The following is a 19,931-nucleotide window of genomic DNA, read 5'->3' on the forward strand; positions in this document are numbered from 1 at the left end:
AGGAGGGGACGCTTCAAGTCAGAGATCCGATCCAGGCGGCTTGGGCATTGTGGCCCGTACAGTAACAGCTTGTATGGACAGGAAAAAGACAGGGGATTAATGCAGGGTTAATTGGACTTGCGGGGCCCTTGTTGCAGGGGGGGGTGAAAACCTTCAGGCAAAAAAAGCCCCTGAATACAGGGGCTCTATTTTTAGCGTGGCGAAGACACCACCAGCATCTGTCCAGGCTTCAGCGCCTGGCCAACGCGCGGGTTCCAGCGCTTGAGGTGCTGCATCTCGACGTTAAAGCGCTTGGCGACGATGTACAGCGAATCGCCTTGCTGGACCTTGTACTGGGTCTGCGACTTCTTTTTGTCGGCTTTGCTGTTGGCGGCCACGACCGTGTTGACGCGACCGCCGCTGCGCTTGGTGGTGTCCTGCATCACCAGGGTCTGCCCCGTTTTGAGGTGCTTGCCCGTCAACTTGTTCCAGCGTTGCAAGTCTTCGACGTCGACTTTATTGGCCTTGGCGATAGTGCCCAGGTTGTCGCCGCGTTTGACCCGGTAGGTGGTGCGCTTGACGCTGGCGAGTTGAACATCGTCCGCGCCTTCGAAAACCGGTTTGCGAGGCTTCTTGCTGATCAACTCTTCCGGACGCATGGTTGACAGGCTGGTGGTCAGCAATTGCGCCTTGGACGTTGGCACCAGCAGGTGCTGGGGGCCATCAAGGGTAGTGCGCTGTTTGAACGCCGGATTAAGCTGGAACAGTTCGTCTTCGTCGATGTTGGCAACCTCGGCAACCTTGGACAGGTCCATGCGCTGGTTGATTTCGACGACCTGGAAGTACGGTTCGTTGGCAATCGGGTTGAGGTTCACACCATAGGCTTCGGGCGAGAGGACCACTTGCGACAAGGCCAGCAGCTTCGGTACGTAAGCCTGGGTTTCCGCAGGCAGCGGCAGGTTCCAGTAATCGGTCGGCAGGCCGAGCCTTTCGTTGCGCTCGATGGCCCGGCTGACGGTGCCTTCGCCGGCGTTGTAGGCGGCGAGGGCGAGCAGCCAGTCACCGTTGAACATGTCGTGCAGACGGGTCAGGTAATCCATGGCCGCGGTGGTCGACGCGGTAATGTCGCGTCGGCCATCATAGGCGCGGGTCTGGCGCAGGTTGTAGTAACGCCCGGTGGAAGGAATGAATTGCCAAAGACCCACCGCGTCGGCCCGGGAATAGGCCATCGGGTTGTAGGCGCTTTCAATCACTGGCAGCAGCGCCAGTTCCAGCGGCATGTTGCGTTCTTCAAGGCGTTCGATGATGTAGTGAATGTACAGGCTGCCGCGCTCGCCGGCGTTTTCAAGGAAAGACGGGTTACTGGCGAACCACAGTCGCTGTTGCTCGATACGCGGGTTGACACCCAGGCCGTCCTGCAACTGGAAGCCCTGGCGCATGCGCTCCCAGACGTCCTGTGGTACTTGTGGCGAGGGTTTTTCGCTAAGCCAGATGGGTTTCTGTTTGGCGCGAGCGGCGATATTCGGGGTATGTGCCGCGTCGGTCTGCGGCACATGGCTGGAACAGCCCGCCAGCGTGGCGGACACAGCCACCGCAATGGCTTGAGCCAAGCGGGTCAATGCGTCTGAATTGATGGCTTTACGAATAGATGACGACATTGGCTGGAAGTAAGTTCCGGGCAAAAATGTCGGCCGATTCTAGAAAGGGTACCCCCTGCGGTCAACCATTCAGAATTTTCATTGCAATAGGATGACGGCCTAGAACGTATCTTTCCAAGCCCGCAACGCAGCAAAGACCGCACTCGGAGCCCGGTTATAGGGGCCGTTCCGTTCGTCCACTTTTTCTTTAACAGATGTTTCATCAACCCTTAAAAAGGGGTTGGTGAGCTTTTCCAGGGCCAGGGTCGACGGCAGGGTCATGATCCCGGCCTGACGTTGTTGGGTCACTTTGGCGAGACGCTCGGTGGTGTCGCGGTTTTCTGGCTCGACCGCTGCGGCAAACTTTAGGTTGCTCAGGGTGTATTCGTGGGTGCAATACACCAGCGTGTCCTCTGGCAATGCGGCCAGGCGTGTCAGCGAGGTGTGCATCTGGTCCGGGGTGCCTTCGAACAAGCGGCCGCAACCGGCAGCAAACAAGGTGTCGCCGCAGAACAGCAGGCCATGATGGTAATAGGCAATGTGCCCCAGGGTATGACCGGGGACGGCGATTACATCGAAGTCCCAGCCGAGTACGCTGACACGGTCGTTGTCCTTGAGCGCAACGTCCCGGCACGGAATGGATTCGCTGGCGGGACCATAGACTTTCGCGTCTGTCGCCTTTTTCAGCCGCTCGACGCCACCGACGTGGTCATGGTGGTGATGAGTGATCAGAATATCGCTCAATACCCAGCCCGGATGCGCCGCAAGCCAGGCCTGCACCGGCGCGGCATCGCCCGGATCGACCACGGCGCAGCGCTGGGTGCGGTGGTCCTGTAATAACCAGATGTAGTTGTCGGTGAAGGCGGGCAGGGCACTGATCTGTATCATCGTCGAATTCGCCAAGCGGAAAACAATGGTGCATCTTAGAACTTCCTGGCGCGTTGGAGAATGCAATGACCGATAAAGCGTTCGCTCAGGCTGATCCCGAGTGGCTGACATTGATCAGCGCGGCCCGTGAATGGCTGTCCGGCCCGATCGGGCAATTTTTGCTGGACGAAGAACGCCGCATGCTCGAAGACGAGTTGGGGCGCTTCTTCGGCGGTTACCTTGTGCATTACGGTCCGTCGGCCCAGACGCCCCCGTCGGCGCCGCAAGTACAGCGCAATGTGCGCCTCGGTGCGCCGTTGCCGGGTGTTGAAATCGTGTGTGAAGAACAAGCCTGGCCGTTGAGCGAGCACGCCGCCGACGTCGTGGTGTTGCAGCATGGTCTGGATTTCTGCCTGTCGCCCCACGGTTTGCTGCGTGAAGCAGCGAGCAGCGTGCGGCCCGGCGGGCATTTGTTGATCATTGGCATCAATCCCTGGAGCACTTGGGGCCTGCGCCATGTGTTCGCCCATGACGCCATGCGCAAGGCGCGCTGTATCTCGCCGTCACGCGTTGCCGACTGGCTGAACCTGCTGGGTTTCGCGCTGGAGAAACGCCGCTTCGGGTGCTATCGTCCGCCGCTTGCGTCACCTGCCTGGCAAGCTCGTCTGGCTGGTTGGGAGCGCAAGGCCGGTGACTGGCAACTGTCGGGCGGCGGCTTCTATTTGTTGGTGGCGCGCAAGATCGTCGTGGGTTTGCGCCCACTGCGTCAGGAGCGGCGCGAACCGATGGGCAAGCTGATTCCCTTGCCGATGGCCAAGGTCAATCGTCGCCGCATCGACCCGTAACACCTTTTTATATTCCCGGCCGGGTCAGCCCCGGCCTCGGGCATCGTCGATCCTATCGGCGAGCCACCGCATTTTCTGGATAGATTGGCATGAGCGATAGCGTAGAACTCTTCACCGACGGCGCCTGCAAAGGCAATCCGGGCCCTGGCGGCTGGGGCGCACTGCTGGTGTGCAAAGGCGTTGAAAAGGAACTGTGGGGTGGCGAAGCCAACACCACCAACAACCGCATGGAGCTGATGGGCGCGATCCGTGGCCTCGAAGAGCTCAAGCGTTCCTGCGACGTATTGTTGGTGACTGACTCCCAGTATGTGATGAAAGGCATCAACGAATGGATGGATAACTGGAAGAAGCGCGGCTGGAAAACAGCGGCAAAAGAGCCGGTTAAAAATGCTGACCTGTGGAAGATGCTGGATGAGCAGGTCAATCGCCACAACGTCACCTGGAAGTGGGTCCGTGGGCACATTGGTCATGACGGTAACGAGCGGGCTGACCAGTTGGCCAACCGGGGTGTTGATGAAGTGCGCGGGTACAAGCAGGCATAAATCACACACTGATCGTTCCCATGCTTCGCTTGGCAACGATCAGTGTGTGCGAGCCAGCTCGCGAAGGCCGCAAATCGGTGTACCTGAAACACCCAGGCGAGCGTGGTAACATCGCCGCTTTTGCACGATTGACCCGTTGAGAGCTGAGCACTGATGGCCACCAGATCCGTTGTACTCGATACCGAAACCACCGGCATGCCGGTGACCGACGGCCACCGGATTATCGAAATCGGTTGTGTCGAGTTGATTGGTCGGCGCCTGACGGGCCGGCATTTTCACGTTTACCTGCAGCCGGATCGCGAAAGTGACGAAGGCGCCATTGGCGTTCACGGCATCACCAACGAATTTCTGGTGGGCAAGCCGCGCTTCACAGAAGTGGCCGATGAGTTCTTCGAGTTCATCAAGGGCGCGCAGCTGATCATCCATAACGCGGCGTTCGACGTTGGTTTCATCAACAACGAATTCGCGCTGATGGGCCAGCACGAACGTGCGGACATCACGCAACACTGCTCGATCCTCGATACGCTGATGATGGCCCGGGAACGTCACCCTGGGCAGCGCAACAGCCTCGACGCCTTGTGCAAACGCTATGGTGTCGACAACTCCGGCCGCGAATTGCACGGCGCGTTGCTCGACTCCGAGATTCTCGCCGACGTTTACCTGACCATGACCGGCGGCCAGACCAGCTTGTCGCTGGCCGGCAACGCGTCTGACGGTAATGGCTCTGGCGAAGGTGCGGACAACTCCGCCACCGAAATCCGCCGCTTGCCCGCCGACCGCCCACGCGCCCGGATTATCCGCGCCAGCGAAGATGACCTGGCCCAGCATGTCGCACGTCTTGAAGCCATCGCGAAAGCCGCCGGCGCCCCGTCGCTGTGGCAACAACTGGCGGACGCCAAGGCCCAGGCCTGAGGCGAGGGGGAGGCCCGCGGTCCTTCTCCAAATCAAGGTTGATGGCCACATGTTGGTGCGCCGATTGACCCACTCCAGGGCATCGACACTCGCCACATCGGCATCAACCCTCTACCCTGAGGGTATTGGCCGACCACGGTCTGCCGCCTCAGGACACTGAGCCCCATGTATAAAGATTTGAAATTCCCGGTCCTGATCGTCCACCGCGACATCAAGGCCGACACCGTCGCCGGTGATCGTGTGCGGGGCATCGCCCGGGAGCTGGAGCAGGAAGGCTTCAGCATTGTTTCGGCGGTGGATTACACCGAAGGGCGGCTGGTTGCGTCGACCCATCACGGCCTCTCTTGCATGTTGATTGCCGCCGAAGACCCGAGCACTCACTCGCATTTGTTGCAAAACATGGCGGAACTGATCGGCCTGGCGCGTGTGCGTGCGCCGGACCTGCCGATCTTTGCCCTCGGCGAACAGGTGACGCTGGAAAACGCACCGGCCGATGCGATGGCCGAGCTCAATCAATTGCGCGGGATTCTTTACCTGTTCGAAGACACCGTACCGTTCCTGGCCCGGCAAGTGGCCCGCGCCGCGCGCAAGTACCTGGACGGTCTGCTGCCACCGTTTTTCAAGGCGCTGGTGCAACACACCGCCGATTCCAATTACTCCTGGCACACACCCGGCCACGGCGGTGGGGTTGCGTATCACAAGAGTCCGGTCGGGCAAGCTTTTCATCAGTTCTTTGGCGAAAACACCCTGCGTTCGGATTTGTCCGTGTCGGTTCCCGAGCTGGGGTCGTTGCTGGATCACACCGGTCCGCTGGCAGAGGCGGAAGCGCGAGCAGCGCACAATTTCGGCGCTGATCACACCTTTTTCGTGATTAATGGCACTTCCACCGCCAACAAAATCGTCTGGCATTCGATGGTCGCTCGCGATGACCTGGTGCTGGTGGATCGCAACTGCCACAAGTCGGTGTTGCATTCGATCATCATGACCGGCGCGATCCCGTTGTACCTGTGCCCGGAGCGCAATGAACTGGGGATCATCGGCCCGATTCCTTTAAGCGAATTCAGCCGCGAATCGATCCAGGCCAAGATCGACGCCAGCCCGCTGACCAAAGGGCGAGCACCCAAAGTCAAACTGGCGGTGATCACCAACTCGACCTACGACGGTCTTTGCTACAACGCCGAGTTGATCAAGCAGAGCCTGGGCAACAGTGTCGAGGTGCTGCATTTCGACGAGGCCTGGTACGCCTACGCGGCGTTTCACGAGTTCTTCGCCGGGCGTTATGGCATGGGCACCTCTCGCAGCGAAGATGGCCCGCTGGTGTTTACCACGCATTCCACGCACAAGTTGCTGGCCGCGTTCAGCCAGGCCTCGATGATTCATGTCCAGGACGGCGGGGCGCGGCAACTGGACCGCGACCGTTTCAACGAAGCATTCATGATGCACATCTCCACCTCGCCGCAGTACAGCATCATCGCCTCGCTGGACGTGGCCTCGGCGATGATGGAAGGCCCGGCCGGGCGTTCGCTGTTGCAGGAGATGTTCGATGAGGCCCTGAGCTTTCGTCGGGCGCTGGCCAATCTGCGGCAGCACATCGCGGCGGATGACTGGTGGTTTTCCATTTGGCAACCGCCGTCGGTGGAAGGCATTGATCGCGTGGTCACCGAAGACTGGCTGCTGCAACCCGATGCCGACTGGCACGGCTTTGGCGGAGTCACCGACGATTATGTGTTGCTCGATCCGATCAAAGTCACCCTGGTCATGCCCGGCCTGACCGCAGGCGGCGCACTGAGCGAGCGCGGTATTCCGGCGGCAGTGGTCAGCAAATTCCTCTGGGAACGCGGGCTGGTGGTCGAGAAGACAGGGCTGTATTCGTTCCTGGTGTTGTTCTCCATGGGCATTACCAAAGGCAAATGGAGCACGCTGTTGACCGAGTTGCTGGAGTTCAAGCGCAGCTACGACGCCAACGTCAGCCTGGCCACCTGCCTGCCCTGTGTGGCGCAACAGAGCGTTGGACGCTATCAAGGCATGGGGTTGCGCGATTTGTGCGATCAATTGCACGCCTGTTATCGCAGCAATGCTACGGCCAAGCACCTCAAACGCATGTACACCGTCCTGCCGGAAATCGTCATGAAACCCGCTGACGCCTATGATCATCTGGTTCGGGGCGAGGTGGAGGCCGTGTCGATCGATGCCCTGGACGGGCGAATCGCGGCGGTGATGCTGGTTCCGTATCCGCCAGGCATTCCGCTGATCATGCCGGGTGAACGGTTCACCCACTCGACCCGGTCAATCATCGACTATCTTTCATTTGCACGGACGTTTGATAGCAGTTTCCCAGGATTCGTCGTTGATGTGCATGGATTGCAACACGAAGACGAGGGCAATGGACGGCACTACACCGTCGATTGCATCAAGGAATGAGGACCTTTCCCAGTATGCAACCTGTCATCAATCCCAAGTATCCCGGCCTGTCGGTGCGTGTCGCCGATGACGGCTTTGCGGCCTACATCTGGGGCAGTGATTTCAGCTTTGAAGTTGCTGCCTATGGTGCCGCCGAAATCGGCAAACCGGTCGAGCAGTGGCTGATTACGCCAATCACCCCCTATAGGAAGTGCTACGGCATTGACCCGGAAGAATTCAGCAGCTTTCGTGATGCCGCCGACAGTGCGATTTTCATGGCGTACCTCGACGATGAGCCGGTCGGTCATCTGGTGGTCAGCACCAACTGGAACGGCTTTGCCCATATCGACGAGCTGGCGGTACATGCCCCGGCGCGGCACCACGGGGTGGCCAAGGCCTTGTTGGACGTGGCTCAGTTCTGGAGTCGAAAGAAAAAGCTGCCGGGCATCATGCTCGAAACCCAAAATAACAACCTCGGTGCCTGCCGGCTCTATGAGCGTTGTGGTTACGTGATTGGCGGGATGGACCATCTGCGCTATCGAGGGATCGATCCAAACACAGCCGAAGTGGCGCTGTTCTGGTATCGCTTGTTCGATAATGCTCTCGAAAGACCGATCAGTTCGCCAGCATCGCCGCGGCTTGTTCCATAACGATGTCCAGCAGGGTCTGAATGGCGGGCGCTGGTTCGCCGTTTTTCAAGGTCAGGGCATAGAGGCTGACCGGCACGGCCGGAGCCAGCGGACACACATCCAGCCCGCTGCTTTTAGCGCCCAGGGCGGTAAACGGGTCGACAATCGCCAGGCCTTCTCCGGCCTCGACCATGCTGCGCATCATCTGGTGCGTCTGCACCCGGATATGCACGACCGGGGCAGGGCGCAATGCTTGCAATTTGTTCTCCAAGGCGCGGCTCAGTGGGTCGTGGCCTTCGAGGCCGACCATCGACTGGCCCGCCAGGTCCTGCAATGAAATGTATTTCTGCTTGGGTTGCAGCCAGCCATGAGGCGCCAGTAGCTGAAGCTTGCCGTGGGCAATCACTTGGCAATGGATGTCGGCGACATCGGGGTCATGCAGGCTTAATCCCAGGTCACTTTCGCGCAACAACAGGGATTTGATGATCTCGCGGGTCGGTTGGCTGAACAGGCTGCAAGGCGCATCGGGCAGGCGTCGGCGCAGGGCGGCGATGCTCTGGGGCAGCAATTGTTGAGCGAGCGGCGGGGTGCAGATGATGCGCAGCGGCGGGGCCTGGTACTGCTTGAGGCTGGCGGCCAGGCGCTGGATGGGCTCCAGCGCTTCGTAGACGTGGGTGATTTGTGCTTCCAGCTCCCGCGCTTCGCGGGTCGCCTGCAAGCGCCCACGCACGCTGGAAAACAGCATGAAACCCAACTGACCCTCGGCCTCGCGCAAAATGCCTTCAACCTCGGCCACCGGCAGCTGCAGCCATTCGGCGGCGGTGCCCAGGTGACCGGTCTGCACAAGCGCGTGGATCACTTCGATATGGCGTAAACGCATGCGTGAAGTCCATGTTCAGCAGGTGAGGGAATCAGTGACTGAATCCTAACTCAAGTGCGCGCATATGACTTCTGCTCATAACGCGGGGTTATGTAGCGACGTTGGTTTCCAGCACGCTAGCGATGGGAGTGACCGGCTCGCGAATCAGGGTGACATCCGTTTGGACCAACTGGAACCGACCGTCATCGAGCTTCTTGACGCGATCACCAATGGCCAGTTTGTAGGTGGTGACAGGCTCCGTGCCGCCGAGGCCGTCAGCCGACGGAGTGGATTCCTGGAACTCATGCACGGAATAAACGCGGCCTTCCGCGTCTCTTGCATGGAACTGACCGACAAGTACTGCTGCCATCTGTTTAGAACCTCTGGAGATAAATCGCTCAATTTTCGGTTCTGTAGACCGTGCTTAAGCGAAGTAAGTTTTCCTGCAAGAAAAAAATAGTCAGGGGCAGTGAAATTCAGCGCCCACTGGGTGATTCGTCATCTATACCTACAAGTTCTTTCCATCGGACAGTCGAGACATCTTCCATGAGTAACGTCTATACGATCGCCGTCGTGGTCGGCAGCTTGAGAAAGGCATCCATCAATCGCAAGGTGGCATTGGCCCTGGCTGACCTCGCACCGGCCAATCTCAAGCTTCAGATCATCGAAATTGGCGATTTGCCGCTCTACAACGAAGACATCGATGGTGCTTCACCGCCGGCAGCCTACAGCACTTTCCGGCAACAAGTACGCTCATCCGACGCAGTGCTGTTCGTCACCCCGGAATACAACCGTTCGGTGCCGGCACCCTTGAAGAACGCAATCGATGTGGGATCGCGGCCATACGGCCAGAGCGCCTGGAGCGGAAAACCAGGCGCGGTGATCAGTGTTTCGCCGGGTGCTGTTGGTGGATTTGGCGCCAACCACCATTTGCGCCAGTCCATGGTGTTTCTGGATGTGCCCTGCATGCAGCAGCCGGAGGCCTACCTCGGTGGTGCCGGCTCGGCGTTTGACGAAGCGGGTACATTGTCCGAGTCGGTGAAGCCGTTCCTGCAAAACTTCATTAATGCCTATGGCAAATGGGTCGAACAACACAAAAAAGTCTGACACACCCGTCTCCTTTGCAGGAGTGAGCCTGTTCGCGAGGGCGGTGGGTCGGTCGGCATTGACCTGGCTGATACGCCGCCCTCGCGAGCAGGCTCACTCCTACAGTGATTAGCGGGTGTTCAGCCATCGACCACAGACCATCGACCCGATCTCCGCCCGCCACGCGGCCGCGCGCTGCTCGTCAGCGGCTACGGGATCGTGAAGTATAGAAAATTGGGGCTTTACTCTGCTCGTGCGTTGCGGCTGAATCGCGGTTTATTTTTCCGCGCAAGGTTGCTTTGCATGCTTATCGCCTCACTCATTTTCCTGCTGACCATCACCCTGGTGATCTGGCAACCCAAAGGCCTGGGCGTGGGCTGGAGTGCGGTTCTCGGTGCCGTGCTGGCGCTGATTTTCGGCGTCGTGCAGCTGAGCGACATCCCCATTGTCTGGCAGATCATCTGGAATGCCACCGGCACGTTCGTGGCGCTGATTATCATCAGTCTGTTGCTGGACGAGGCCGGCTTTTTCGCATGGGCCGCCTTGCACGTGGCCCGTTGGGGGCGGGGCAGTGGGCGCAAACTGTTTGCTTATATGGTGTTGCTGGGGGCGCTGGTCTCGGCCTTGTTCGCCAATGACGGCGCGGCGCTGATCCTCACGCCCATCGTGATTTCCATGCTGCTGGCGCTGCGCTTCTCCCCGGCGGCGACCCTGGCGTTCGTGATGGGCGCCGGTTTCATCGCCGACACCGCGAGCCTGCCGCTGGTGGTGTCAAACCTGGTAAACATCGTTTCCGCCGACTTCTTCCACATCACGTTCAACCGCTACGCGGCGGTGATGATCCCGGTCAACCTGGTGAGCGTCGCGGCCACGTTGGCGATGCTGATGTGGTTCTTCCGTCGTGACGTTCCCAAGGTTTACGACCCCGAACAACTGGAGCTGCCAGCCACGGCGATCCATGACAAGGCTACGTTTTATGCCGGTTGGGTGGTGTTGGTGATCCTGCTCGTCGGTTGCTTCGCTTTGGAGCCGCTGGGCATCCCAATCAGTGCCATTTCCGCGGTGTGCGCTGCGTTGCTATTGGGTATCGCCGCCCGAGGCCACAAGATTTCCACGCGCAAGGTGATGAAAGAGGCCCCTTGGCAGATCGTGATTTTCTCGCTGGGCATGTATCTGGTGGTGTATGGCCTGCGCAATGCCGGGCTGACCGGGTATCTGGCGGGTTGGCTGGACGGGTTTGCCCATTACGGTGTGTGGGGCGCGGCCATGGGTACCGGGGTGCTGACGGCGGTTCTGTCATCGATCATGAACAATTTGCCGACGGTGCTGATCGGTTTGCTGTCGATCGATGCCAGTCAGGCCAGTGGTGTGGTGAAGGAGACGATGATTTACGCCAACGTCATCGGCAGCGACCTGGGGCCGAAAATTACGCCGATTGGCAGTCTGGCGACGTTGTTGTGGCTGCATGTGCTGGAGCGCAAGGGCATCCGGATCGGGTGGGGGTATTACTTCAAGGTCGGGGTGGTGCTGACGGTGCCGGTGTTGTTGGTGACGTTGGCGGCGTTGGCGTTGCGGTTATCCCTCTAGACCGAGTCGGCCCCCTTCGCGAGCAAGCCCGCTCCCACACTCGATCAGCGCCATAGGGAGATCAAATGTGGAAGCGAGCCTGCTCGCGAAGAGGCCGGTCCAGGCGCTACAAAACCTCAACCATTACCCGGTACATTCGGCCAAAAATCTGCCACCAGAAACAACCGCTCTGCCTCTTCCCAATCCCCATCGGCATTCTCGGTCAGGCGCACCATCAACTGCGCCGGCGCCAAAGGTGCCAGCTCACCGAGCCACGCACTCAACTGCTCGACGCTCCAGGTCTGCTCAGCGGGATAGCGCGCCGGCGCCAGCCACGCATGGCGGGGCAGGGGCTGCCAGCGACCGAAGGGCCGTTGCACGACAAAGTCCGCCCAGTCTTTCTGATGTAGCCAGCTACCGCGTAAATGCTGCGGATGGGCACCGGCAGGCGGCTCGGCGAGTCCCGGCCATGGATACAGCAGGTAACCACCGAGCCACAAGTGAGCGCTGAACTGCTGAATATCCAGGGCCGCCAGCACTTCACGGCTTTCGCTGCGGGCAGAAATGGGTAATTGGTGCTGAGCCAGGTGCGCCAGTTTGCGGTCCAGCCGATCATGACAGCCGGGGCCGAGCCACTGCGCGGTGTCATGCCCGTCGCCATTTTGCGGTCCGAGATAGAGCTTGATCGCCAGTTCCAGGTGGTGCACGCCATCGCGGTCACGCAGCAACATGTCCAGTTCGCCGAGTGTGTGGCCTTCACGGCGGATCGGCAGGTTGGCGGCGATGAGCTCGATCCCCGGCGCCTGACGCACCGCGTACTGCCAAAGCCGCTCGTAATACAGGCCCAAGCGTCGGGTTCGGGCCTGGGACAGCCAGTGCAGCAAGTCGTAACTGTCACGGTCCAGTTGCCGCAGCCAGCGTTCCAGGCGCTGCGGTTCTTGCACCCAGTCGCTGCCAGCCAGCGGATGCCGCTGCGGCCACGGCGTATCGACGAGCATCGGCGGCGCGAGGATGACCCAGGCCAGGTCGCGCACTTCGGGGTGGCGCAACTGATGGGGCAACGAGAGCAAATCGGGAAATAGGATCATCTTGCGAGCATAGCCCTAAACATGAGTACACCCTTGTGGCTGAAAGGATTTTGTCTATCCTGCGCTTTCGCCCATAATCGTCTTTTTCGCCGTCCTTGCAGGAACCCCATGGAGCAATTTCGTAATATCGGCATCATCGGTCGCCTGGGCAGCTCCCAGGTGCTGGATACCGTCCGCCGACTGAAACGGTTTCTGCTCGATCGTCACTTGCACGTGATCCTCGAAGACACCATCGCCGAAGTCCTTCCCGGTCATGGCCTGCAAACATCGTCACGCAAGATGCTCGGCGAAGTCTGTGACATGGTGATTGTGGTCGGCGGTGACGGCAGCCTGCTGGGGGCCGCCCGGGCGCTGGCACGGCACAATATTCCGGTGCTCGGCATCAACCGTGGCAGCCTTGGTTTCCTGACCGATATCCGCCCCGACGAGCTGGAAGTCAAAGTCGCCGAAGTGCTCGACGGCCACTACCTGGTAGAAAACCGCTTCCTGCTGCAAGCCGAAGTCCGCCGTCACGCCGAGGCCATCGGTCAGGGCGATGCGCTCAATGATGTGGTGCTGCACCCCGGCAAATCAACGCGGATGATCGAGTTCGAGCTGTACATTGACGGCCAGTTCGTTTGCAGCCAAAAGGCCGACGGCCTGATCGTCGCGACGCCCACCGGTTCGACCGCCTACGCGCTGTCGGCGGGCGGACCGATCATGCACCCCAAGCTTGACGCTATTGTGATTGTGCCGATGTACCCCCATACCTTGTCGGGCAGGCCGATTGTGGTCGATGGCAACAGTGAGCTGAAAATCGTCGTGTCCAAAGATATGCAGATTTACCCGCAAGTCTCCTGTGACGGGCAGAACCACTTCACCTGTGCGCCGGGTGACACCATTACCATCAGCAAGAAAGCGCAGAAACTGCGACTGATCCATCCGCTTGACCACAACTACTACGAAGTTTGCCGGACCAAGCTCGGTTGGGGCAGTCGATTGGGTGGTGGAGGCGACTGATGCTCGATCCCGCGCGTAGCTACGACCTGATCGGTGACGTGCACGGTTGCGCTCTGACCCTTGAGCACTTGCTCGACCGGCTCGGTTATCACAAACAAGGTGGCGTCTGGCGGCATCCGTCGCGCATGGCCGTGTTTGTGGGCGACATCATTGATCGCGGCCCGCGGATTCGCGAGGCGCTGCACATCGTCCACGACATGGTCGAGGCCGGCCAGGCGCTGTGCATCATGGGCAATCATGAATTCAACGCACTGGGCTGGAGCACGCCGGCGCCACCGGGTAGCGGCAAGCAGTTCGTCCGGGAACACACGCCGCGCCATGCCCGATTGCTGGGTGAAACCCTGACCCAGTTCCAAGACCATCCCGGTGACTGGCATGACTTCCTTCAATGGTTCTACGAGATGCCGTTGTTCGTCGACGCCGGGCGCTTCCGGGTGGTGCACGCGTGCTGGGATTCCGGCCTGATCGAACCGTTACGCGGATTGTTTCCCAATGGTTGCGTTGATGAGCATTTCCTCCAGGCCTCGGCCGTGCCGGGCAGTTTCGCCTGCACTGTGTTCGACCGACTGCTGCGCGGCACCGACATGCGCCTGCCCGATGGCTTGACCATGACCAGCGGCGACGGTCTGGTGCGTTCGTTCTTCCGTACCAAATTCTGGGAAGACGACCCGCAAACCTACGGAGACATTGTGTTCCAGCCCGACGCATTGCCCGAGCCCGTGGCCAGGACGCCGCTGTCATCCACGGAAAAAAATACCTTGCTGCGCTATGGCGTCGACGAGCCGCTGTTATTCGTCGGCCACTACTGGCGCAGCGGCAAGCCGGTACCGATTCGCCCGAACCTGGCCTGTCTGGATTACAGCGCCGTGCTCTACGGCAAACTGGTCGCCTATCGGCTGGATCAGGAAACCCGGCTCGATCCGCATAAATTTGTCTGGGTCGATGTCGAACGGCCGGAGGTGTTGCAATGAGTGTTGTGGCCGTATTGCGTCTGCCGCTGGCGGTGGATTTGAGCGGGTTCGTCAAACTGCTGCAGCGCATGCAGGTGCCGCATCGCGTCAGCGAAGAGTCGGGCGAACAGGTGCTTTGGGTACCGTCCAACATCAGCGAAGACGTGCGCTCGCTGTACGAACGCTTTCCGGCGGGTGATCCCGATCAGCAACTGGATATTCCAGCGGCGCACATGACCAAGCGTCCCGGTTTCGTCGAGCAACTGCGCTACGCCAAGGCGACTGCGGCGATTTTGCTGTTGAGCATCCTGGTCGGCGCGGTGACGCTGCTGGGCGAAAACCTCGACACCCTGCGCTGGCTGACCTTCCTCGATTTCCGCGTAATCGGCGAGTACATCCATTTCGTACCGTTGGGCGACAGCCTGGCGGCGGGGCAGTGGTGGCGCTTGATGACGCCGATGCTGATCCACTTTGGCGTCCTGCACCTGGCCATGAACGGCATGTGGTACTGGGAGCTGGGGCGGCGCATCGAATCGCGTCAGGGCAGCATCAACCTGATCGGCCTGACGCTGCTGTTCAGCCTCGTCTCCAACTATGCCCAGTATTATTTCAGCGGCCCGACCTTGTTCGGTGGCTTGTCCGGCGTGCTGTATGGCTTGCTCGGGCATTGCTGGATCTTTCAGCTGTTGTCGCCCAACCCGGCTTATCGCCTGCCGCGTGGCGTGCTGGTGATGATGCTGGTGTGGCTGGTGCTGTGCCTCTCCGGGCTGGTCTCGATGATCGGCTTCGGTGAAATCGCCAATGCGGCGCACGTCGGCGGGTTGCTCGTCGGATGCCTGACCGGTTTGTTGGGTGGTTTGTATAACCGCCGTAAACTGGCCGCCTAAATCAGTTTATGCAGTAAAGAGCGCGGAGACCTTGATGTCCTCTTTTAACGAAATGATCCAAAACATCACACCCGATATCTACCAGAGCCTGAAACTGGCGGTGGAAATCGGTAAATGGTCCGACGGTGGCAAACTCACCGCCGAACAACGCGAACTGTCGCTGCAAGCGATGATCGCCTGGGAAATCCAGAACCTGCCCGAAGACCAGCGCACTGGCTACATGGGCCCGCAGGAATGCAGTTCGAAGTCGATCAGCGTACCGAACATTCTGTTCAAGTCGGATGCCATCCATTGATCGAGATTGGCCGCGGTGCAATCAATAAAATGTCGGCGCGTCTTGACGGGTCCGACGTGCAGTATGCGTTTCGCCTGGACGATTTCGAGGTGCCGGTCAATCCCATGATCGGGACCACCGTGCGCCTGGAATACCTGGGGGCGATTCATTGCACCCATTGCGGGCGCAAGACCAAAACCAGCTTCAGCCAGGGTTATTGCTACCCGTGCATGACCAAACTGGCGCAGTGCGACCTCTGCATCATGAGCCCCGAGCGTTGCCATTACGACGCAGGCACCTGCCGTGAGCCGGAGTGGGGCGAGAAGTTCTGCATGACCGACCACATCGTGTACCTGTCCAACTCCTCGGGGGTGAAAGTCGGGATTACTCGCGCCACCCAGTTGCCGACCCGCTGGATCGATCAGGGCGCCCGCCAGGCGTTGCCGATCATGCGCGTGTCGACCCGTCAGCAGTCAGGTTTCGTCGAAGACCTCTTTCGCAGTCAGGTGGCGGACAAGACCAACTGGCGTGCCTTGCTCAAGGGTGAAGCGGCGTCGGTGGATCTGGCCGAGGTGCGTGATCAACTGTTCGACAGCTGCGCCGAGGGCCTGAGAACCTTGCAGGAACGATTTGGCCTACAGGCGATTCAGACCATTGCCGACGTAGAAACCCTCGAAATCCGCTATCCGGTCGAGCAATACCCGGCCAAAATTGTCAGCTTCAACCTGGACAAGAATCCGATTGCCGAAGGCACGCTGTTGGGCGTCAAGGGTCAATACCTGATCTTCGACACCGGCGTGATCAATATTCGTAAATACACGGCTTATCAGCTCGCCGTGCATCAGTAAGGACTCCAGCATGCGCACCGAACAACCGAAGATGATTTACCTGAAAGACTATCAGGCGCCTGAGTACCTGATCGACGAGACGCACCTGACCTTCGAGTTGTTCGAGGACCACAGCCTGGTCCATGCGCAGCTAGTGATGCGGCGCAATCCTGAACGCGGCCCCGGCCTGCCGCCGCTGGTGCTCGACGGTCAGCAGCTTGAGCTTTTGGCGGTGACCCTGGCCGATCGCGAGCTGAGCGAAAGCGACTATCAACTGACGGAAAATCACCTGACGCTGCACCCGACCAGCACCACCTTCACGGTCGACACCAGCGTCAAGATCCACCCGGAAACCAACACCGCACTGGAAGGCTTGTACAAATCCAGCGGCATGTTCTGCACCCAGTGCGAGGCCGAAGGCTTCCGCAAGATCACCTATTACCTCGACCGACCGGACGTGATGAGCAAGTTCACCACGACGGTCGTCGCCGAGCAGCACCGCTATCCGGTGCTGCTGTCCAACGGTAACCCGATTGCTTCAGGCCCCGGCGAAGACGGCCGGCACTGGGCGACCTGGGAAGACCCGTTCATGAAGCCGGCCTACCTGTTCGCGCTGGTGGCCGGTGATTTGTGGTGTGTCGAGGACACCTTCACCACCATGACCGAGCGTTCCGTGGCGTTGCGCATCTACGTCGAGCCAGAAAACATCGACAAGTGCCAGCACGCCATGAACAGCCTGAAGAAGTCGATGCGCTGGGATGAAGAGGTCTACGGCCGCGAGTACGACCTGGACATCTTCATGATCGTTGCGGTCAACGACTTCAACATGGGCGCCATGGAGAACAAGGGCCTCAACATCTTCAACTCCAGCGCCGTGCTGGCCCGCGCCGAAACCGCCACCGACGCCGCGCATCAGCGCGTCGAAGCCATCGTCGCCCACGAATACTTCCACAACTGGTCGGGCAACCGCGTGACCTGCCGTGACTGGTTCCAGCTGTCGCTCAAGGAAGGCTTCACCGTGTTCCGCGATGCCGGGTTCTCCTCGGACATGAACTCGGCCACGGTCAAGCGCATCCAGGACGTGGCTTACTTGCGCACGCACCAGTTCGCCGAAGACGCCGGTCCCATGGCCCACGCCGTGCGCCCGGACAGCTTCATCGAAATTTCCAACTTCTACACCCTGACCGTGTACGAAAAGGGCTCGGAAGTGGTCGGCATGATCCGTACCTTGCTCGGCGCTGATGGCTTCCGCAAAGGCAGCGACCTGTACTTCGACCGCCACGACGGCCAGGCCGTGACCTGCGATGACTTCATCAAGGCGATGGAAGACGCCAACGGTGTCGACCTGAAGCAGTTCAAGCGCTGGTACAGCCAGGCCGGAACTCCGCGCTTGGCGGTGAGCGAGTCCTATGACGCGGTGGCACAAACCTACAGCCTGACCTTCCGTCAAAGCTGCCCGGCGACCCCGGACAAGGTAGAAAAACTGCCGTTCGTGATTCCTGTGGAATTGGGCCTGCTGGACGCCAAAGGCGCGCCGATTGCCTTGCGCCTGTCCGGCGAAGCCAGCGCTCAAGGCACGTCGCGGGTGATCTCGGTGACCGAAGCCGAGCAGACGTTCACCTTCGTCGACATCGCTGAACAGCCGTTGCCTTCGTTGCTGCGGGGTTTCTCGGCGCCGGTCAAACTGAGCTTCCCGTACAACCGCGATCAACTGATGTTCCTGATGCAGCACGACAGCGACGGCTTCAACCGCTGGGACGCCGGTCAGCAACTGTCGGTGCAGGTGCTCCAAGAGCTGATTGCCCAGCATCAGGCGGGTGAAACGCTGGTGCTGGATCAGCGTTTGATTTCTGCCCTGCGCACCGTGCTGTCGGACGAGACGCTGGATCAGGCGATGGTCGCGGAAATGCTGTCGTTGCCGGGTGAGGCGTACCTGACTGAAATCAGTGAAGTGGCTGACGTCGATGCGATTCACATCGCTCGTGAGTTTGCGCGCAAGCAATTGGCTGAAGGGTTGTTCGAGGCGTTGTGGCTGCGTTATCAGGCCAATCGCGATTTGTCGAAGAAGACCCCTTATGTGGCCGAGGCTGAGCACTTTGCTCGTCGTGCGTTGCAGAATATTGCGCTGTCGTACCTGATGTTGAGCGGTAAGCCGGAAGTGTTGGCGGCGACGCTTGAGCAGTTTGAAACCAGCGATAACATGACCGAGCGCCTGACGGCGTTGGCGGTGCTGGTCAATTCGCCGTTTGAAGCAGAGAAGGCCAAGGCGCTGGCGAGTTTTGCCGAACACTTCAAGGACAATCCGCTGGTCATGGATCAATGGTTCAGTGTTCAGGCGGGCTGTGCGTTGCCGGGTGGTCTGGAGCGTGTGCGTCAGTTGATGCTGCATCCGGCCTTTAACATGAAGAACCCGAACAAGGTGCGGGCGCTGGTTGGTGCGTTTGCCGGCCAGAACCTGATCAACTTCCATGCGGCGGATGGCTCGGGGTACCGCTTCCTGGCGGATCTGGTGATTGAGTTGAACGGGTTTAACCCGCAGATCGCTTCTCGTCAGTTGGCGCCGCTGACTCGCTGGCGCAAGTATGACGATGCGCGTCAGGCGTTGATGAAAGGCGAGCTGGAGCGGATTCGTGCTTCGGGGCAGTTGTCCAGTGATGTGTTTGAAGTCGTGAGCAAGAGTCTGGCCTGAGTGATGCTTTGCTCCCACAGGGTTCGCTCGGGCTCTGTGGGAGCGGGTTTCTTTGACTTGGCGGCCTGACAGCCGACCATTCTCTTTCTTGGTGTACATATCCATTTCTGCGGTAACGGCCACTTAGGGTTTCGCCTTTACGGCGACTCACTTTTTTTTCAAACGCCAAAAAAAAGTAAGCAAAAAAAGGCTCGCCCCGAGCGTCCGGCCCCTCGCTAAAGCTCGGCGTTCCTTCGTTCCGGTATCCATCCGGGGACACTGCCCTCCGGTCTGCTTCGCGACGACCTACATGCAGCGTGTTCGACTGCGTCGAACGGCGCTGCGCGCCACTCCCCGGATGCACACCTCCACTCAGCCTCCCGAAGGGGCGGGTGAATCAAGATCAAGAGCTGCAGGCGAGCTAACGCTCGGCCTGTTGAGTGGTGAGAAGCGGGAGGTGTTCGCTGTAGAGGGGGCGGGAGGCTGAAACTTTAGAACGTGTTTGGCTTTGGCTTTGGCTTTGGCTTCTGAACTTGAACTTGAACTTGAACTTGAACTTGAACTTGATCTTGATCTTGATCTTGATTTGCTTTTGATCTTTCGCCCCTTCGGCAGGCCGAGCGTAGGTGTTCATCAGGGGGGTAGGCGCGTAGCGCCGTGCGGCGAAGCCGCAAACATCGAGAGGAGGTCGTCGCGAAGCAGACCGTAGGCGATGCCCCCTGATGGATACCGTAGCGAGGGAACACTGAGCCTTAGCGAAGTGCCGTACGCCGGGGCGAAGCCTTTTGCTTACTTTTCGGCGTCTGGAAAAGTGAGTCGCTGTAAGAGCGAAACCCTAAGCAGCCGTTACCGCAGAAACGGATATATACACCGACCACCGACCATCGACCATCGACCACTACAACCTAATCACCTA

At 59.7% G+C, this 19,931-nt stretch carries 18 protein-coding genes; 13 read left to right on the plus strand and 5 right to left on the minus strand.

Annotated elements, in window-relative coordinates:
- Positions 1-191 precede the first annotated feature (191 nt).
- Both NL116_RS13740 and gloB read right to left on the minus strand, forming a co-directional pair.
- On the minus strand, positions 192-1,637 hold the full coding sequence (locus NL116_RS13740; protein WP_494377636.1) for a transglycosylase SLT domain-containing protein: 1,446 nt from the start codon (positions 1,635-1,637) through the stop codon (positions 192-194).
- Positions 1,638-1,736: 99 nt separating this feature from the next.
- Positions 1,737-2,504, minus strand: coding sequence for a hydroxyacylglutathione hydrolase (gene gloB, locus NL116_RS13745; protein ID WP_494377637.1), 768 nt, complete (start codon positions 2,502-2,504; stop codon positions 1,737-1,739).
- A 65-nt stretch (positions 2,505-2,569) separates the two neighbouring features.
- Between gloB and NL116_RS13750 the strand changes: the two genes are divergently transcribed.
- The 5 genes from NL116_RS13750 (at position 2,570) to NL116_RS13770 (ending at position 7,832) form a co-directional block, all read left to right on the plus strand.
- Positions 2,570-3,328, plus strand: coding sequence for a methyltransferase domain-containing protein (locus tag NL116_RS13750; protein WP_150780211.1), 759 nt, complete (start codon positions 2,570-2,572; stop codon positions 3,326-3,328).
- 89 nt (positions 3,329-3,417) lie between these two features.
- Complete coding sequence (gene rnhA, locus NL116_RS13755) at positions 3,418-3,870, plus strand: ribonuclease HI (protein WP_494377638.1); 453 nt, start codon at positions 3,418-3,420, stop codon at positions 3,868-3,870.
- Between the two features lie 153 nt (positions 3,871-4,023).
- Positions 4,024-4,782 (plus strand): DNA polymerase III subunit epsilon, encoded by a 759-nt coding sequence (gene dnaQ, locus NL116_RS13760; RefSeq protein ID WP_027923390.1) that lies wholly within the window; start codon positions 4,024-4,026, stop codon positions 4,780-4,782.
- Between the two features lie 165 nt (positions 4,783-4,947).
- Complete coding sequence (locus NL116_RS13765) at positions 4,948-7,203, plus strand: Orn/Lys/Arg family decarboxylase (protein ID WP_494377639.1); 2,256 nt, start codon at positions 4,948-4,950, stop codon at positions 7,201-7,203.
- A 14-nt stretch (positions 7,204-7,217) separates the two neighbouring features.
- Entirely contained in the window at positions 7,218-7,832 is a 615-nt protein-coding gene (locus tag NL116_RS13770; protein WP_494377640.1) for a GNAT family N-acetyltransferase, read from the plus strand.
- Here the strand turns inward: NL116_RS13770 and NL116_RS13775 are convergent.
- On the minus strand, positions 7,798-8,691 hold the full coding sequence (locus NL116_RS13775) for a LysR substrate-binding domain-containing protein (RefSeq protein WP_494377641.1): 894 nt from the start codon (positions 8,689-8,691) through the stop codon (positions 7,798-7,800). The two genes, NL116_RS13770 and NL116_RS13775, sit on opposite strands and share 35 nt — an antisense overlap.
- Positions 8,692-8,779: 88 nt before the next feature.
- Positions 8,780-9,040, minus strand: coding sequence for a hypothetical protein (locus NL116_RS13780; protein WP_494377642.1), 261 nt, complete (start codon positions 9,038-9,040; stop codon positions 8,780-8,782).
- Positions 9,041-9,216: 176 nt separating this feature from the next.
- Here NL116_RS13780 and NL116_RS13785 point away from each other — a divergent pair, with 176 nt between their 5' ends.
- Both NL116_RS13785 and NL116_RS13790 read left to right on the plus strand, forming a co-directional pair.
- On the plus strand, positions 9,217-9,777 hold the full coding sequence (locus tag NL116_RS13785) for an NADPH-dependent FMN reductase (RefSeq protein ID WP_494377643.1): 561 nt from the start codon (positions 9,217-9,219) through the stop codon (positions 9,775-9,777).
- Between the two features lie 282 nt (positions 9,778-10,059).
- A complete protein-coding gene (locus NL116_RS13790) occupies positions 10,060-11,343 on the plus strand; it encodes an arsenic transporter (protein WP_494377644.1) in 1,284 nt (427 codons plus the stop codon).
- Positions 11,344-11,459: 116 nt separating this feature from the next.
- On the opposite strand, the gene NL116_RS13795 is transcribed toward NL116_RS13790, so the two are convergent.
- Positions 11,460-12,410, minus strand: a complete 951-nt coding sequence (locus NL116_RS13795; protein ID WP_494377645.1) for a DUF1853 family protein — start codon at positions 12,408-12,410, stop codon at positions 11,460-11,462.
- Positions 12,411-12,518: 108 nt separating this feature from the next.
- Between NL116_RS13795 and NL116_RS13800 the strand changes: the two genes are divergently transcribed.
- The 6 genes from NL116_RS13800 to pepN are packed head-to-tail and all read left to right on the plus strand — an operon-like array spanning position 12,519 to position 19,036.
- Positions 12,519-13,409: an NAD(+) kinase gene (locus NL116_RS13800; RefSeq protein ID WP_010459816.1), complete on the plus strand. Its 891-nt coding sequence runs from the start codon at positions 12,519-12,521 to the stop codon at positions 13,407-13,409.
- A complete protein-coding gene (locus NL116_RS13805) occupies positions 13,409-14,380 on the plus strand; it encodes a metallophosphoesterase (protein ID WP_494377646.1) in 972 nt (323 codons plus the stop codon). The genes NL116_RS13800 and NL116_RS13805 overlap by 1 nt, the downstream gene beginning before the upstream one ends.
- Positions 14,377-15,246 carry a rhomboid family intramembrane serine protease gene (locus NL116_RS13810; protein WP_494377647.1) on the plus strand — a complete coding sequence of 290 codons (870 nt, stop codon included), beginning with the start codon at positions 14,377-14,379 and terminating at the stop codon, positions 15,244-15,246. Before NL116_RS13805 ends, NL116_RS13810 begins: the two co-directional genes overlap by 4 nt.
- Positions 15,247-15,280: 34 nt before the next feature.
- Complete coding sequence (locus NL116_RS13815; protein ID WP_123435606.1) at positions 15,281-15,541, plus strand: YeaC family protein; 261 nt, start codon at positions 15,281-15,283, stop codon at positions 15,539-15,541.
- Positions 15,538-16,368, plus strand: a complete 831-nt coding sequence (locus NL116_RS13820) for a DUF2797 domain-containing protein (protein WP_494378059.1) — start codon at positions 15,538-15,540, stop codon at positions 16,366-16,368. Before NL116_RS13815 ends, NL116_RS13820 begins: the two co-directional genes overlap by 4 nt.
- Before the next feature lie 10 nt (positions 16,369-16,378).
- Positions 16,379-19,036 (plus strand): aminopeptidase N, encoded by a 2,658-nt coding sequence (gene pepN, locus NL116_RS13825; RefSeq protein WP_494377648.1) that lies wholly within the window; start codon positions 16,379-16,381, stop codon positions 19,034-19,036.
- Positions 19,037-19,931 lie beyond the last annotated feature (895 nt).

This window comes from Pseudomonas sp. FBCC-B1667, from assembly GCF_059133255.1.